Below are 15,913 nucleotides of genomic sequence, written 5' to 3' on the forward strand. Positions count from 1 at the left end.
GATGGTCCGGGCTCCTTGATCCGGGGCTGCCGTGCGGACGGGTCTCAGGGGCGGCCGACCGGACGGGTCTCGGAGCCGTCGTAGTGCAGGACGACGCCGTGACGGGTCCGCTCGACCACGCTGAAGAGCGGCGAGGCGGTGAGGTCCCGGGTCAGCGCGGCGAAGCCGCCGGGGGGGAGCAGTCCCTCACCGGCGGTGTAGACGTCCTGGGTGCGCGTGAGGATGACGTAGGCCGTGGTGCCGGACGGCAGTCGGGTCGAGAGGTAGCGAGCCGGGTCCTTGAGCATCTCGACGTTCTCCGGGAGCTCCTGCTCGGCGAAGAACCAGTGCTCCAGGCGGTCGTAGCGGTGCAGCGCCTGCGGGAACGAACCCGTGGTCGCCAGGATCAGTGCCCCTTCGGGTGCCCGGTCGATGGTGCGGGTGACGAGCGCGGTCTCGGCGGGCGGGGTGTAGTTCATCTGTTCCTTGCCGTAGTACGACGGCATGAAGCCGGCCAGCAGCGCGGCCAGTGACACCGGGAGGGCGACGGCGCAGACCCTCCGCACGGCCGGGCGTACGCGGTGCGCTCCGGTACCCCCGGCAGCCGGTACGAGCGCCGCGGCGGCGAAGAAGGCGGCGCCGGGCAGCGCGAACAGATAGACCCGGAAGAGCATTTCGCCGCCGTAGTCGTTGACCACGAACAGGGGTACCGGTGCGGCGGAGGCCAGCAGCAGCGGCAGGGCGCTGTGCACCAGGCGGCGGCGCAGCAGGAGAGCCGCGCCCGCGAGCACGGCGACGGCCAGCACCATCATGATGTTGGCCCGGCCCGCGAGTTCGGGACCGGCCCCGGTGAGCTGTCCCGCGTATCCGGCCCGGGAGTTCTGGGTGAGCTCGCCGAGGGAGTCCCGGAGGGTGCCCAGGGTCTCGGTGAACAGGGGGCGGCCCATGGTGAGGTCCCAGGCCAGCATGACCAGCCCGGCCACGGCCAGGAGCCCGAGGTTGCGGTAGCGGCGCGTCAGGCTGAGCGCGAGCAGGGTGACGCAGAGCATCACCGGGGTCAGCTGGTGCACCGCGTTGACGGCCAGGATCAGGGGCGCGAGGACGACGGCACAGACCGCGCGCTGCCGGACGCCGGTGGAGGGCGGGACGGCCGCGGCGGCGGGGTCGAGGTAGGCCCGCGAGCGCAGCCGGCCGGCCGACCCGGGACGCACGAAGTGCCGTGCGACGACGGTGAGGACGGCGAGGTGGAGGAGGAAGGCCAGGCCCTGCGGGGCGAGGTAGTCCTGGCCCACCCAGTTGGCGAGCTGGAAGATCCAGACGGCGGTCCATACGAGACGCCAGTCCTCGCTGAAGGTGCGGTAGAGCAGGATGAGGACCGGCATCATCAACAGGCCGAAGACGACGGGGGCCCAGTTCAGGTAGGTGGCGGCGCTGTCGGCTCCGAAGGTGCGGACGAGTCCGCCGTTGAGTGTGAAGAAGCCGGGCCACTGGTCGTAGGCCGACATGTTGCCGGACAGGCCCTCGTTCGGGCGCAGTTCGCCGTTGGCCAGCAGATGGTTGATGACGGCGTCGTGCTTGGAGGCCCAGGGGTAGCGCTCCGAGTCGTACAGGACGGCGGGTACGCCCTTGAGGGCCATCAGCAGTCCGGCGCTGTACAGCGCGGGCCACCACGGTGCCGTGCCCGCGCGGCGGAGGCTGATCAGGAAACCCGCGGTCAGGACGAGCAGGGAGAGGTAGTAGGTGACGGGCAGCCGGTCCAGAAGGCCGTACTCGCCCATCGAGCGGAAACCGATGGACGGCAACGAGGTGATCCAGAGTCCGGCCGCCAGGAGTAACGGCAGCCAGGAGAGGAGGATCTGAGGTCTCAGCGCTTCGGGGAGACGGCGGGGCTCCTCGCCGGGGGGCGCGCCGGGCGGCTGTCCGGGGCGGAGCACCGGCTCGGCGCTCCCCCCGGTGTCCCCCTTGACCGGCGCGGGCACATGCTGTGGCACGGTGCGACTCCCCCCACGGATGTGGTCGCGGCCGTCACGCCGCTGTCCCCTTGACGACCTCACCGCGGTCGTAAGCGAAGTATAGGAATGTGTTTCGGCTTTGTGGTGCTCTCGTCGTTTTCCGTCTGGTTCGCCGCCTCACCCCGCGAACTCCGGCCCCCGCACGGCGGCCCGCGTACGGCGGTACCACCGCCACCCGACGGTCGGCAGGGAGTCGTGGTACGGCGCCACGCGCACGCCCTCGCCCGCCATCCAGCGTTCGACGTCGCGCACGGTGTGGCTCTGCCGCAGGATCAGGCGCGCGATCCGGTACGGCTCGTCCCGGCCGGAGCTCAGCGCGTGCCGGACGGCCACCGCGCTCTGGTAACCGGTGGCACGGGCGGCACGGCGCACCCGCGGGCTGTTGTACCCGTGCGGATAGGCGAGGTGGTCGACCCCGTGGCCCAGGACGTCCTCCAACGCCTTCTTCGAGTCGGCCAGTTCGGCCCGCAGATCCGCGACGGGCAGGGTGTCCAGCTGCGCGTGGGTGACGGTGTGCCCGCCCACCTCCATGCCGTACTGCTCCAGCAGCGGCGCCTGTTCCAGGCTCATCATCGGTGCGGGCGGCAGCAGGCTGCCCGGTCCGGAGCGGGTCAGCGCGCCGGTCGTGAGGTACGCCGTGGCCGGCATCGACCGTCCGGCGAGCGCCTCGGCGGTCGGGCCCGGGAGGTCCGCGAAGCCGTCGTCGAAGGTCAGGACGACCGGTCTGTCCGGCAGCGGCTCACCTCCCGCGAGATGGGCGACGAGCACCCCGACCGGGACGGGGGTGCGGCCGGAGGCCGCGATCGCGTCCAGCTGGGCGGCGAACGCCCTCGGCGTGACGGTGAACTCGGCGATCCACGGCGGCGGGTCGTCCATCACCGCGTGGTACAGCAGCACGGGTATCCGGGACGCCCCTCCGCGCCCCTCGGGTCTGCCGGCGTTCATCTGCCCTCCCAGGGGCGCGTCGTACCACGGACCGCGAGCCGGGCGCGTACGTACCCGAGGGGGCCGTACAGCAGGCCGCGCCGTTCCAGCCGGGACAGATGGCGGGGCCACGGGTGGGTGTACGTGCCGTGCGCGCCGGGAACACCGGTGCGCCCGGCCGCGCCGGTGGCACGCGGCGCCGTCATCGAGCGGGCATGGGCGAGACCGCGCGGCAGCCGGGCCAGGAGGGGCGGCAGCAGGCCGGGCCTGCGGACCAGGAGCGCGGCGAGGCAGGCGGTGAGCCCGGCCCCGTAGCCGTACGCCTGCGCGCACAGGTCCTCCCAGCGCTCCCGGTGGTGGTGCCAGACGATCGCGTCGGGCGTGTACTGCAGCGGGTGCCCCTCGGCGAGGAGCCGCACGAAGGCGTAGAGGTCGTCGCCCCCCTTGGCGGGGGTCCCGGTGCCGGTGGCGGGGTCGAATCCGCCGACCGCCTTCAACGGCCCCGCGCGGAAGGCCATGTTGGCGCCGGAGCCGAACCGTCCGGCCGTGAACGGGAAGAGCGGGTCGTCGGCGGGCGGGTCCGCGGGGTCGTAGCGGCGCGCGGTGAACCCCTTGGCGAACCCACCGTGGCTCTCCAGCAGAATTTGCGCCGGGGTGGTCAGCCTGGCCGGCACGATCAGCCCGGTGACACAGGCGAGCCGGGGGTCCGCGCCGAAAGGCCTGGTGAGGGCGGTCAGCCAGTGCGGGTCGGCGATGACGTCGTCGTCGGTGAAGGCGAGCACGTCGGCCCTCGCGGCGGCGATGCCCCTGTTGTGCGCGGCGGCCAGACCGGGCACCGGCTCCAGCACGTAGCGCACGCCCCGGCCGGCGTAGGCCGAGGCGACGAGCTCACGGGTGGCGCCGGTGGCGGGGGCGTTGTCGACGACCACGATCTCGAAGTCCGGGTGGTCCTGCGCGAGCAGCGAGTCGAGGGCGCGGGCGAGCGGGCCCGGGCGCTCCCGGGTCGCGACGACGACCGTGGCCCTGGGTGCCTCCCCGATCGGCGGACGCTCCGGGGCGTCCGGGACGAGGATCTCGGCCACCGCCTGCTCGGCGAGGACGGACGCCGGGTCGTCGCCCGCCCTGACGCGCCCCACGACCGTGCCGACCGGACGTCCGCGCAGCCGTACGAGGGCGAAGACCCGCTGCTCGCCACCGTCCGGCTGCCCCAGAGGCGGGTTGCCGGGCGCGGGGCCCATCCGTACGCCCGTACCGTCGGCCGCGTCGAGTTCCAGCTCGGCCACGGCCATGCCGGCGAGCCGGCCGACGTCCGGTGACCGCGTGTTCCCTGTCTGTCCGTTCCCGTACGGCATCCGGTCCCCCCGGTCGTGACGCTATGGACGTTTCGGTTCGCGCATCCGGCCGGCCCGTCGCAGGCCGCGCTGCGCCAGGCCCGCAAGCCGGGGCCGCTTCCGTACGAAGCTGTGTGCGCGGCGGGACGGCTCACGGCCGAGCCACTGCAGGACCGCGCCCGCGCCCGGTCTGACCGTGGCGCCCTCGTGGACCGTGAGCTCGCCGGTCTTCAGCGCGTCCTTGTACTCGGCGGCCCCGCGCCCCATGTCGAGCAGCCCGATGCCGTCGTCCGATGCCGCCCGCGCCATCCGCAGATGCAGGATCAGGCCCGGGGAGAACTTCGCGAACTCCGGGTCGTACGCCGGGAACCAGCACGAGAGCACCGTCCTGGAGCGCAGCCCGAAGTGGGCGGCCACGGGCCGGTCGTCCGCGTACAGGACGGAGAGCAGCCCGGAGCAACCGGGCGCCCGGGTGTGGAAGAGGAACTCCACCAGCCCGCGGATCCACGTCCTGGCGAAGCGGTCGCGGCGGCCGGTCCTGCGGTACTGCGCGGACTTCCACTCCATCAGGGTCCGCAGCATCGCCGGGTCCCGTTCGTCGAGGACGAACCGCACCTCCCCGGCCGCGCGGCCGAGCTTGCGCTCCTTGGCCAGGGTGGTCCTGAGGAACTTCGGCGACCGGGCGCGCAGCGCCTTCTCGTAGCTCTCGTAACCGTCGCCCACATCGATGACGTACGAGGCGTACGAGCGGGCGGCGTCCGGCTCGAAGAGGTCCTGACGGTCCTCCAGGTTGTCGAACACCCAGGCGGAGAGGCCGCAGGCCCGCAGCAGCTCCTTCGCGTCCAGCGGGAGACCGGGGCGCAGCACGGCGCCCTGGACGTCGGAGACCCCGAAGCCGACGGCCCGCCCGTGGCCGAACCGCCCCCGCTCGAAGGGGAGGAAGCCGGCCGTCCCCCCGGATTCCTCACTGATCACCGCCACTCGCGCGTGCGGCCGGACACGGCCGACGGCAAGGGTGAATTCCGGTTCCATGAACGGATGGGCCGGGGCACCGGACTTCGCCCTCAGCTCACGCCAGATCTCGATGTCCCCCGCGCCCAGATCTCCGGGCCTGACCACACGTATGCGCCTGCTGCTCACAAAGACCCCCCGGTCCTACCCCCTGAGCCACGCTGCCCGAAACGGTACCGGGCGCGGTCACTTGGCGGTAGACAGCCACGACATCCCGTGACCGACCGGTGAATATCGGTCCGTCCGGCCGGCGGAGTCACACGACCCGCTCCCCCCTCCGCCACACGGCGCCGACCAGCGGGACTCCCGGCCGGTAGGCGAGGTGGACGTGGCTCGGCGCGTCGAGGAGCACGAGATCGGCGCGGGCCCCCGGGCTGATGCGGCCGATGTCGGTGCGGCGCAGCGCCGCGGCCCCTCCGGCGGTGGCGGACCAGACGGCTTCGTCGGGGGTCATGCCCATGTCCCGTACGGCGAGGGCGATGCAGAAGGGCATGGAGGAGGTGAACGAGGAGCCGGGATTGCAGTCGGTGGACAGGGCTACGGTGGCGCCCGCGCCGAGGATGCGACGGGCGTCGGGCCAGGCCGCGCGGGTGGAGAACTCGGCGCCGGGGAGCAGGGTGGCGACGGTGCTGCCCTGACCGAGCGCGTCGAGGTCGGCGTCGTCGAGGTGGGTGCAGTGGTCGGCCGACGCGGCGTCCAGTTCGACGGCGAGCCGGACGCCGGGGCCGTGGCCGAGCTGGTTGGCGTGGACGCGGGGGTGCAGCCCCCTGGCCAGGCCCGCGGTGAGGATCGTGCGCGCCTGGTCCTCGTCGAAGGCCCCGCGCTCGCAGAAGACGTCGATCCAACGGGCGTACGGGGCGCAGGCGTCCAGCATCGGCCCGGTGACGAGGTCCACGTATCCGGCGGGGTCGTCGGCGTAGTCCGGGGAGACGATGTGGGCGCCGAGGAAGGTGACCTCGTCGGTGTGGCGGGCGGCGATGCGCAGGGCTCGTGCCTCGTCCTCGACGGTGAGGCCGTAGCCGGACTTGGTCTCGGAGGTGGTGGTGCCCTGCCGGAGCGCCTCGGCCAGATAGCGCGCGACATTGGCGCTGAGCACGTCGTCGGAGGCGGCGCGGGTGGCGGTCACGGTCGTGCGGATGCCGCCGGCGGAGTAGGGGCGTCCGGACATACGGGCGTTGAACTCGGCGGTGCGGTCGCCGGCGAACACCAGGTGGGAGTGGGAGTCCACGAAGCCGGGGAGCACGGCGCGGCCGGCCGCGTCGACGGCGTTGTCAGTGGCGGGTGCTTTGCTGGATTCACCGGTCCACACGATGCGGTCGCCGTCGATGACGACGGCCGCGTCCCGGATCAGGCCCAGGGGGGTGCCGTCTCCGAGGGAGGGGTCGTTGGTGACCAGGTTCGCGATGTGGCTGATGGCAGTCGTCGTCATCCGTGCACGGCTTTCTTTCGGCTCGGGCCTGGTTCGGGCCCGGGTTCACGGTGCGGGGCTCGGCCGGCGGCTCAGCCGTACAGGGCGGCGACGGCCGAGGCGAGCGCTCCGGGCACGTCCTCGATCCGTGTGTGACGGCCGTCCCGGACGATGTGCCGGCCCGCCACCACGGTGTGCCGCACATCGGCTGCCGTGGCGGCGAATACGGCTGTTTCGGCTGCCAGTCGTGGCAGCGGCCCCGCTGTTCTGACGGAGTCCAGTGCGACGGTGGCGAAGTCGGCGGGCGCCCCTGGTTCGAGCAGGCCCGCGTCGGGACGGCCGAGCGCGGCGTGCCCCTCGGCGGACGCCGCCCTGAGCAGGGCTGCCGCTGTCCAGTGGCCGCGCACATGGGTGCGCAGGCGTTCGTCGAGTTCCATCGCGCGGGCCTCCTCGAAGAGGTCGATCACGGCGTGGCTGTCACTGCCCAGCGAGAGGGGAGAACCCGCTTTCTGCAGAGCGGTCGCGGGGCCGATGCCGTCGGCGAGGTCGCGTTCGGTGGTGGGGCACATGCAGGTGCCCGTCCGGGAGGTGCCCAGCAGCTCGATGTCCTCGGACGTGAGGTGCGTGTTGTGGATGCCGGTGGTGCGCGGGCCGAGGACACCGTGGTCGGCGAGGAGCCGGGCCGGGGTCCGGCCGTGGGCGGCGAGGCAGGCGTCGTTCTCCGCTGTCTGCTCGGAGAGGTGGACGTGGAGGGGGGCCGCCCGCTCCCGGGCCCACCGCGCGACGGTGGACAGTTGCCCCGCCGGGACGGCGCGTACGGAGTGGATCGCGGCGCCGATCACCACCAGGTCGTCGTCGCCCTTGAGGAGGGAGGCACGCTCGGCCCAGGCGTCGGCGGTGGTGTCGGAGAAGCGCCGCTGGTGCCGGCTCGGCTTCTCGCCGAATCCTGCGGCGAGGTAGGCGGTGTCGAGCAGGGTGATGCGGATGCCGGCCTCGGCCGCCGCGGCGATGAGTGCCTCACCCATGGCGTTCGGGTTCTCGTAGGGGGTGCCGCCGGGCGCGTGGTGCAGGTAGTGGAATTCGCCCACCGCTGTGATCCCGGCCAGCGCCATCTCGGCGTACGTGGCGCGGGCCAGGTCGTAGTAGGTGTCGGGGGTGAGACGGGAGGCCGTCCGGTACATCAGTTCGCGCCACGTCCAGAAGGTGCCGGAGCCCACCTGGGCCGTGGAGCGCAGAGCGCGGTGGAAGGCGTGCGAGTGGGTGTTGGCCAGTCCCGGGACGGTCAGCCCGTACAGCGCGGTGGCACCGGGCGGCGGCGCGTCGGTGCCCGTCCGGACTCCGGCGATCCGCCCGCCGGCCACGTCCAGGAGGACACCCGGCTCGACATGGGTGCCCAGCCAGGCGTGCGACATCCAGTACGTCGCGGTGACCGGTGTGCCCGTCGGTTGCGTAGTCAGCTGCACGCGAGGCCTTCCAGTACGTCGGCGAGTGCCCTCACCCCGGCCACGCAGTCGTCCTCCGATGCGTGCTCGGCGGGTGAGTGCGAGATCCCGGTGGGGTTCCGTACGAACAGCATGGCGGTCGGCACGGAAGCGGACAAAATGCCCGCGTCATGTCCCGCCCCCGTGCCGAGCACGGGCACGGAGTGCCCCGCACCGTCGGCGCCTTCGCGGCCGCGCTTCTCCAGCAGCCGGCGGATCTCGTCCCGCAGCGCGTGCTGGAAGTCCACCACCGGCGTGAACGACTCGCGTACGACGTCGAGATCGATCCCGGCCCGCTCGGCGTGCTCCCGCGCGGCCCGCTCGACACCGCTGACGACGGCGTCGAGAGTGGCCTGGTCGCAGGCCCGTGAGTCGAGCCAGCCCCGCACGAGAGAGGGGATGGCGTTGACCCCGTTCGGCTCGACGGCGATCTTGCCGAAGGTCGCGAGACCTCCGGCGAGCTCCGCCTCGCGACGGGCCGCCAGCACCGTCTCGGCGTACGTCAGCATCGGGTCCCGCCGGTCGGCGAGCCGCGTGGTACCGGCGTGGTTGGCCTCGCCCCGGAAGTCGAAGCGCCAGCGGCCGTGCGGCCAGATGGCGGAGGCGACCCCGACCGGGGTCCCGCTCAGGTCAAGGGCGCGCCCCTGCTCCACATGGAGCTCGACGAACGCTCCGATCCGGGCGAGGCGTCCGGGATCGGGGCCGATGGCATCGGGGTCGTACCCCGCGGCCTCCATGGCCTGCGGCAGGGAGACGCCGTCCCCGTCGCGGAGCCGGTGCGCGTCCTCGGTGGTCAGCTGTCCGGCGGCGAGCCGGGAGCCGACGCAGGCGAGCCCGAAGCGGGCCCCTTCCTCGTCGCCGAAGTTGACGACGGCGAAGGGCTTGGTGAACACCACCCGTCTGCGGCGGAGTTCGTCCAGGGCGGCGAAGGAGGACACCACGCCGAGGGGGCCGTCGAAGGCGCCGCCGTCGGGCACGGAGTCGAGATGGGACCCGGTGACCACCGCGTCCCCCGCGAGCGGGTCGCCGAGCCAGGCCCACTGGTTGCCGTTGCGGTCGACCTCGTGGTCGAGGCCGCGCGCCTCGGCCTGCGCCTGGAACCACAGGCGGCACTCGGCGTCCGCGCCGGTCCAGGCGTAGCGGCGGTAGCCGCCGGAGGCGTCGCTGCGGCCGATGGGCCGCAGCGAACGCCACATGGCGTGGAAGGTGTCGCTCACGCGGTGCCTTCCTCCCTCATCGGAATGCGCACGCCGCACTCGTCCGCAACCGACTCCGCGATGTCGTAGCCCGCGTCCACGTGCCGGATGACGCCCATGGCGGGGTCGTTCGTGAGCACCCGCCGGATCTTCTCGCCGGCCAGTTCCGTGCCGTCGGCGACCGAGACCTGACCCGCGTGGAGGGAGCGGCCCATGCCGACACCGCCGCCGTGGTGGACGGAGACCCAGGAGGCGCCCGAGGCGACGTTCACCATGGCGTTCAGGAGCGGCCAGTCGGCGATCGCGTCGGAGCCGTCGAGCATGCCTTCCGTCTCGCGGTAGGGGGAGGCCACCGAGCCGCAGTCCAGGTGGTCGCGGCCGATCGCGAGCGGGGCGGCGAGGGTGCCGTTGCCGACCATGTCGTTGAACATGTCGCCCGCCTTGTCGCGCTCGCCCTGGCCGAGCCAGCAGATGCGTGCCGGAAGGCCCTGGAAGTGGACCCGCTCACCGGCCATCCTGATCCAGCGGTGCAGGGACTCGTTCTCCGGGAAGAGGTCCAGGAGCGCCTTGTCGGTCTTGTGGATGTCGGACGCCTCGCCCGAGAGCGCCGCCCACCGGAAGGGCCCCCTGCCCTCGCAGAAGAGGGGCCGGATGTACGCGGGCACGAAGCCCGGGAAGTCGAACGCGCGCGCGTAACCGGCGAGCTGGGCCTCACCCCGGATCGAGTTTCCGTAGTCGAAGACCTCGGCCCCCGCGTCCATGAAGCCGACCATCGCCTCGACGTGCGCGGCCATCGACTCCCTTGCGCGCCGGGTGAAGTCGGCGGGCTTCTCGGCCGCGTAGGAGGCCATGTCGTCGAAGTCGACCCCGACGGGCAGGTAGGCGAGCGGGTCGTGCGCGCTGGTCTGGTCGGTGACGATGTCGACGGGCGCGCCCTCCGCGAGCATCCGGGGCAGCAGCTCCGCCGCGTTGCCGAGCAGGCCGATGGAGAGCGGACGCCGCGCGTCGCGGGCCTCGACGGCCAGCTGGAGCGCGTGTTCGAGCGAGTCGGCCCGGACGTCCAGGAAGCGGTGCTCGATGCGGCGCTCGATGGCGCGTGGGTCGCAGTCGACGCAGAGGGCGACGCCGTCGTTCATCGTGACGGCCAGGGGCTGGGCCCCGCCCATGCCGCCGAGCCCGGCGGTCAGTGTGATGGTCCCCGCCAACGTCCCGCCGAACCGCTTCGCGGCCACCGCGGCGAACGTCTCGTACGTGCCCTGGAGGATGCCCTGGGTCCCGATGTAGATCCAGGATCCCGCGGTCATCTGCCCGTACATGGTGAGCCCCAGGGCCTCCAGGCGGCGGAACTCCTCCCAGTTGGCCCAGTCGCCCACCAGGTTGGAGTTGGCGATGAGGACGCGCGGCGCCCATTCGTGTGTCTGCATGACGCCCACCGGCCGCCCGGACTGGACGAGCATGGTCTCGTCCTGCTTGAGCGTCCGCAGCGTACGGACCATGGCGTCGAAGGACCGCCAGTCGCGGGCGGCCTTGCCCGTGCCGCCGTAGACGACGAGCTTGTCGGGATGTTCGGCGACCTCGGGGTCGAGGTTGTTCTGCAGCATGCGGAGGGCGGCTTCCTGCTGCCATCCCAGGGCGCTCAGTTCCGTACCGCGCGGTGCCCGTACGGGGCGGGGTCCTGACATGGGGGCTGCCTCCTCGCGAATGTGACTCTCCTATTCACATCCTGTCCGCCTGAATACTCCTAGTCAACAGGTGAGGCTCGCGCCACTCGGGGGCAGGCCTTGTGTCATCACACTCCAGGGGAGGCCCCGTGACCGCATCGCAGCCGACGGCCACGCCCGGTGAACCCGCGCTCAGGCGGGTCATCGGCCCCAAGCTCCTCATCCTGTTCGTCATCGGCGACATCCTCGGCACCGGCATCTACGCCACCACCGGCAAGGTGGCGGGCAAGGTCGGCGGGGCACTCTGGCTGCCCTTCCTGATCGGCTTCGTGGTGGCGGTCCTGACGGCTGCTTCGTACGTCGAGCTCGTCGGCAAGTACCCCAAGGCGGCCGGAGCCGCGCTCTACACCCAGAAGGCGTTCAAGGTCCCGTTCCTGACCTTCGTCGTGGCCTTCATGGTCATGTGCTCGGGCCTGTCCTCCGCCAGCGCGGCGGCCCGCGCCTTCAGCGGCGACTACCTCGGCGAGTTCACCGACGCCCTGCCGCCCACACTCGTCGCGATCCTCTTCGTCCTCGCGCTCGCGGCGATCAATCTGCGCGGCGTCGCCGAGTCGGTGAAGGCCAACGTCGTCCTGACGCTCGTCGAGCTCAGCGGCCTCCTGGTGATCCTCTCGATCGGGGCCTACGCCGTCCTGACCGGCGGCGGCGAGCCCTCCCGGCTGACCGACCTGGAGACGGGCGGCACCGGATACGCGCTGATCACCGGTGTCCTCGGGGCGACCGCGCTCGGCTTCTTCGCCTTCGTCGGCTTCGAGGACTCGGTGAACATGGCCGAGGAGACCCGGAACCCGGCCCGGACGTTCCCGCGCGCCATCTTCATCGGCGTCGCGGTGACGGGCACCATCTACGTCCTGGTCGCCCTCGTCTCGTCCCTGCTGGTCGACTCCCGCACCCTGGAGGGGTCCAGCGGTCCGCTGCTCGAAGTGGTGAAGGCGGGCGGCATCGACTTCCCGCCGAAACTCTTCGCGCTGATCGCCCTGTTCGCGGTCACCAACTCCGCGCTGATCAACATCATGATGGCCTCGCGCCTCTGCTACGGCATGGCCAACGAGCGCATCCTGCCCCCCGCGATGGGCCGCGTCCTCGCCAAGCGCCGCACCCCGTGGGTCGGCATCGCCTTCGTGACCGTGCTCGCCGTCGGCCTCGTCTCCACCGGCGAGATCGAGGGCCTCGGCGACACCACCTCGTTCCTCCTCCTCTGCGTCTTCGCCGTCGTCAACATCGCCGTACTGGTCCTGCGCAAGGACCGGGTCGACCACCGGCACTTCCGTACGCCGACCGTGCTGCCCGTGCTGGGGGCGATCACGTCCCTGATCCTGGCGAGCCCCCTGGCCGACCGGGCCGCGGACGTCTACATCCGGGCCGGGATCCTCCTGCTGATCGGCATCGGTCTCTGGGTGGTCAACAGAGCGGTGATGCGGGCCCGGGCGCAGGCCTGAACGAGGAGCGCCGGCGGACCGGGGCCGCCGGGAGGCTACGGACGGACGGACACCTTCCTCCGGCTGCCGCGCGTCCACCGGCCGCCCTTCTACACGGTCTCCCGCATGTACCTCTGGAAAATGCCAGAACTCCCACCCCGCACGCACACGTTGCGTAGCCTCTCCATCACATCCGTACGCCACGTCGGGAGGGGAGTTCACGTTGCCCGGCATCGACGAGTGCCTGATCGAAGTCATGAGGCTGCCCGGTGCCCGGGGTGCAGCGGTGGTCGACTGGACGAGCGGGCTCGCGCTCGGCACCATCGGCGAGTCGCCCAACGGCGACCACGAGGCCACGGCCGCCGAGACGGCCGAAGTGGCGAGGATGGCCGCCGAACAGCCCGTCTTCGCGCAGGCGGACCCACCCACCGCCGGCTTACCGGGCCCACCGTCCCCGGCCGTCGAGGACGTCATCGTCACCACCGCCTCCGGCTACCACATCCTCCGTTTCGTCGAGACGGCCTTCGACAGCAGCGTCTTCCTCCACCTCTGGCTGGACCGCGCGGAAGGCAACCTCGCCCTGGCACGCATCAGGCTCGGCGAGATAGCGGAGCGGCTGGTCCTGGCATGAGGCCCACCGTCGTCACCGCGCCGCCCGGCACAGGCGAAGGGGCCGCCCCCTCCCCGATGCTGCAGCGGCTCGCGGCGGAGCGCGCGACCGGTGCGCTGATGCGCGACCGCGGCACCCTGTACCTCGCCGACGGCCAGGTCGTCCACGCGGAGAGCCCCGCGACACCCGGGATCGACGTCCTGCTCACCACGGGCGGGGCCCTGCGCTCCGAGGGCTGGTGGGACGCGGTCGCCCAGGCGGGCGCCCGGCAGCGGGTCGGCCGCTACCTCGTGGACAGCGGCCGGGTCCCCGGCGGCGCGCTGGAGCTCTGCCATCTGGGGGCCCTGTACGACGCCGCCTTCTTCGCCCTGGCCCCCACGAACACTCCGGCCCGCTTCCGCTACGGGGTCTCCCACTGGATCGGCCCTGTCCGCCCCGTCCCCGTGCACGCCGTCCAGCGCGAGACGCTCCGGCGCCGCGAACTGCTGGACCGGATCTGGCCCGACGCGCACACCGACAGCGCACCGCTCTCCCCCACGGCCCACCCGGTCGACGCCCCGGTGCCCCCGCGCCAGCGCCGCGTCCTGGCCCTGGTGAACGGCGAGCGTACGGCCACGGACATCGCCCGGGAACTGGGCCGCTCGGCCTTCCACATCCTGGTCGACCTGCGCCGGCTGGCGGCCACCGGACTGGTCGAAGCGGTCCGCCCGGGTGCGGCCGGGCCGGAGGCGGTGGCTGTGGCCGAGCACAGCCGCATCCTGCTGCCCGAGGTCACGACCGACCCCGACGTCGCCCTGCTGCGCCGGCTCAGAGACGCATTGGAGGACCTGTGATACGCGCGCTGAGACAGCGTGCCGGGAGGAGACAACTGATGGTGCCCGAGGCCGAGGTGCAGGACGTTCTCGAGGAGCTCCAGCGGTTACGCGCCAGGGTCCCGCTCCTGACCGGCGCGCTGGCCGCCAGCACGGACGGCCTGATCGTCGCCCACGACACCCCCGGCATCGAGGCCGAGGGCGTCGCCGCACTGACCGCAGCCGCGCTCGGCGTCTCGATCCGGATGACCGACGCCACCGGACGCGGCGGTTTCCGCGAACTGCTGATCCGGGGCGGGAGCGGTTACGTCGCCACGTACGCGGCGGGCTCCTCCGCCGTCCTGACCCTGCTGGCCGAGGACCGCATCAACGTCGGCCGCCTCCACCTCGAAGGCCGGCGCGCCGCCGCCCGCATCGGCGAAAGGGTCGACGCCGTGCAGGACCACGCCGACCGCGCCGCGCCACCTCCACGCCCGCAGCAGCCCCGGGCCCTGCCCCGCCGCCCCACCTCACCGGATTCCACGTGACACCCGCCGCGGCCCGTCACGCACGCGCCACGGGCGGACAGCGCACCACCGAGCAACGGACCGGCCACCGGGCCGTCCATGGAAAGGAAACGAGCACTATGGCCAACACCGAAGCATCACTGAAGGATGCGATGGCGTCGATCGAGGGGGCCGTCGGTGTCGCACTCGTCGACTACACCAGCGGCATGGCGCTGGGCACCCTCGGCGGCGGCAAGGACTTCAACCTGGAGGTCGCGGCGGCCGGCAACACGGACGTCGTCCGGGCGAAGCTCCGAACCATGGAGCACCTGGGCATCAAGGACGAGATCGAGGACATCCTGATCACCCTCGGCACGCAGTACCACCTGATCCGGCTGCTCAAGACCCGGGGCAGCAGCGGCCTGTTCCTCTACCTCGTGCTGGACGGCGGGCGGGCCAACCTCGCGATGGCGCGTCACCAGCTCCGGAAGATCGAAGCGGAACTGGAGGTCTGACCCGGCGTCCTCACCGGCGGCGGCGCCGCGCCCCACCGGGTGCGGCGTCCCGCGCCGCCGGGCCGGTCGTCCGGTAGGCCTTCACCCGCCTGCCCGCGGGCCGGCCGCGCTCCACCGAGTCGGTGCGCACCCGCCGGACCGTCTACTCGACGAAGAGTCCGCGAGCGGCGGCCTTCGCGTCGAACTCCTCCAGCCGGGCCTGCGCCTCGGGCAGCCCGTCGCACATGGCCTCCAGCAGCACCCGCCCCAGCAGCATCGGCGCACAGGCGGTGTCGAAGGCGAGCCCGGTTCCCACGGCGGCCGGAATCAGCAGATCGCTGTGGGCCGCGACCGGGGCGAACGCCGAGTCGGCCACGGTCACGACGGTCAGCCCCTGCTCCCGTGCGTACGCGAGCGCCTCCACGGCCTCGCGCGGGTGCCGCGGCAGCGCGAAGCACATCACCGCGCTCGCACCCGCCCGTCTGGCGGCGTCGATGCGGTCGTACAGCATGCTGCCGCCCTCGTCGAGTACGCGCACGTCCGGATGCACCTTGGCGGCGAAGTACCCGAACCCCCGGGCCTGCGAGGACGCGGCCCGCAGGCCGAGCACCAGCAGCGGCCTGGACCCGGCGAGCACCCTCCCCGCCCGCTCCACGGGCGCCGGATCGGCGAGCAGTCCGGACAGCTGCCGCAGATTCTCGATCTCCGCCAGCACCGCCTGCTGGTACTCGTTGAGACTTTCCTCCGCCTCGCCCCCGTCGGCCGCCCCTTCCGGGGTGACCTCCCGCAGGTGCTTGCGCAGCGCCGGGTACCCGTCGAATCCGAGCGCCACGGCGAACCGGGTGACGGACGGCTGGCTGACGCCGGCCAGCTCGGCGAGTTCCACACTCGACAGGAACGGGGCATCGGCGGCCCGCCGCACCATGGAGTGCGCGATCCTCCGCTGGGTGGGCGTGAGCCGCCGCCCCTCGAAGAGCCGCTGCACCCGCGCAGCCGGGCTGCTCCCGTTCATGCTGTCCCCCCTCCAGAGT

At 72.6% G+C, this 15,913-nt stretch carries 14 protein-coding genes; 5 read left to right on the plus strand and 9 right to left on the minus strand.

Features of this window, described 5'->3' with window-relative positions:
• Positions 1-44: 44 nt before the first annotated feature.
• The 8 genes from ACFYSH_RS15605 to hutU form a co-directional block, all read right to left on the minus strand.
• A complete protein-coding gene (locus ACFYSH_RS15605) occupies positions 45-1,970 on the minus strand; it encodes a hypothetical protein (RefSeq protein WP_359471974.1) in 1,926 nt (641 codons plus the stop codon).
• Positions 1,971-2,108: 138 nt separating this feature from the next.
• The gene (locus ACFYSH_RS15610) at positions 2,109-2,936 is read right to left on the minus strand and encodes a polysaccharide deacetylase family protein (RefSeq protein WP_359471972.1); all 828 of its coding nucleotides are present in this window, start codon (positions 2,934-2,936) and stop codon (positions 2,109-2,111) included.
• Positions 2,933-4,204: a glycosyltransferase gene (locus ACFYSH_RS15615; protein ID WP_388753305.1), complete on the minus strand. Its 1,272-nt coding sequence runs from the start codon at positions 4,202-4,204 to the stop codon at positions 2,933-2,935. The genes ACFYSH_RS15610 and ACFYSH_RS15615 overlap by 4 nt, the downstream gene beginning before the upstream one ends.
• An 84-nt stretch (positions 4,205-4,288) precedes the next feature.
• Entirely contained in the window at positions 4,289-5,371 is a 1,083-nt protein-coding gene (locus tag ACFYSH_RS15620) for a GNAT family N-acetyltransferase (protein ID WP_388753308.1), read from the minus strand.
• A gap of 142 nt (positions 5,372-5,513) precedes the next feature.
• Positions 5,514-6,686 carry an imidazolonepropionase gene (hutI, locus tag ACFYSH_RS15625; RefSeq protein ID WP_359471970.1) on the minus strand — a complete coding sequence of 391 codons (1,173 nt, stop codon included), beginning with the start codon at positions 6,684-6,686 and terminating at the stop codon, positions 5,514-5,516.
• Positions 6,687-6,757: 71 nt separating this feature from the next.
• Positions 6,758-8,128: a formimidoylglutamate deiminase gene (locus ACFYSH_RS15630; RefSeq protein ID WP_359471967.1), complete on the minus strand. Its 1,371-nt coding sequence runs from the start codon at positions 8,126-8,128 to the stop codon at positions 6,758-6,760.
• Positions 8,119-9,342, minus strand: coding sequence for an allantoate amidohydrolase (locus tag ACFYSH_RS15635; protein ID WP_359472063.1), 1,224 nt, complete (start codon positions 9,340-9,342; stop codon positions 8,119-8,121). Before ACFYSH_RS15635 ends, ACFYSH_RS15630 begins: the two co-directional genes overlap by 10 nt.
• Positions 9,343-9,359: 17 nt before the next feature.
• Positions 9,360-11,024 carry a urocanate hydratase gene (hutU, locus tag ACFYSH_RS15640; protein ID WP_388752871.1) on the minus strand — a complete coding sequence of 555 codons (1,665 nt, stop codon included), beginning with the start codon at positions 11,022-11,024 and terminating at the stop codon, positions 9,360-9,362.
• Between the two features lie 128 nt (positions 11,025-11,152).
• Between hutU and ACFYSH_RS15645 the strand changes: the two genes are divergently transcribed.
• From ACFYSH_RS15645 to ACFYSH_RS15665, 5 genes are all read left to right on the plus strand, one after another.
• A complete protein-coding gene (locus tag ACFYSH_RS15645; protein ID WP_359471963.1) occupies positions 11,153-12,502 on the plus strand; it encodes an APC family permease in 1,350 nt (449 codons plus the stop codon).
• Between the two features lie 202 nt (positions 12,503-12,704).
• Positions 12,705-13,112: a hypothetical protein gene (locus ACFYSH_RS15650; RefSeq protein WP_359471961.1), complete on the plus strand. Its 408-nt coding sequence runs from the start codon at positions 12,705-12,707 to the stop codon at positions 13,110-13,112.
• Positions 13,109-13,924 carry a winged helix-turn-helix domain-containing protein gene (locus tag ACFYSH_RS15655; RefSeq protein ID WP_388752876.1) on the plus strand — a complete coding sequence of 272 codons (816 nt, stop codon included), beginning with the start codon at positions 13,109-13,111 and terminating at the stop codon, positions 13,922-13,924. The genes ACFYSH_RS15650 and ACFYSH_RS15655 overlap by 4 nt, the downstream gene beginning before the upstream one ends.
• Positions 13,925-13,962: 38 nt before the next feature.
• On the plus strand, positions 13,963-14,430 hold the full coding sequence (locus tag ACFYSH_RS15660; RefSeq protein WP_388752879.1) for a roadblock/LC7 domain-containing protein: 468 nt from the start codon (positions 13,963-13,965) through the stop codon (positions 14,428-14,430).
• A 98-nt stretch (positions 14,431-14,528) separates the two neighbouring features.
• Positions 14,529-14,903 carry a hypothetical protein gene (locus tag ACFYSH_RS15665; protein WP_359471954.1) on the plus strand — a complete coding sequence of 125 codons (375 nt, stop codon included), beginning with the start codon at positions 14,529-14,531 and terminating at the stop codon, positions 14,901-14,903.
• A 142-nt stretch (positions 14,904-15,045) separates the two neighbouring features.
• Here the strand turns inward: ACFYSH_RS15665 and ACFYSH_RS15670 are convergent, their stop codons facing one another.
• A complete protein-coding gene (locus ACFYSH_RS15670) occupies positions 15,046-15,894 on the minus strand; it encodes a MurR/RpiR family transcriptional regulator (protein ID WP_388752882.1) in 849 nt (282 codons plus the stop codon).
• Positions 15,895-15,913 lie beyond the last annotated feature (19 nt).

The sequence above is a fragment of the Streptomyces sp. NPDC005791 genome (genome assembly GCF_042871485.1).
Lineage (GTDB): Bacteria > Actinomycetota > Actinomycetes > Streptomycetales > Streptomycetaceae > Streptomyces.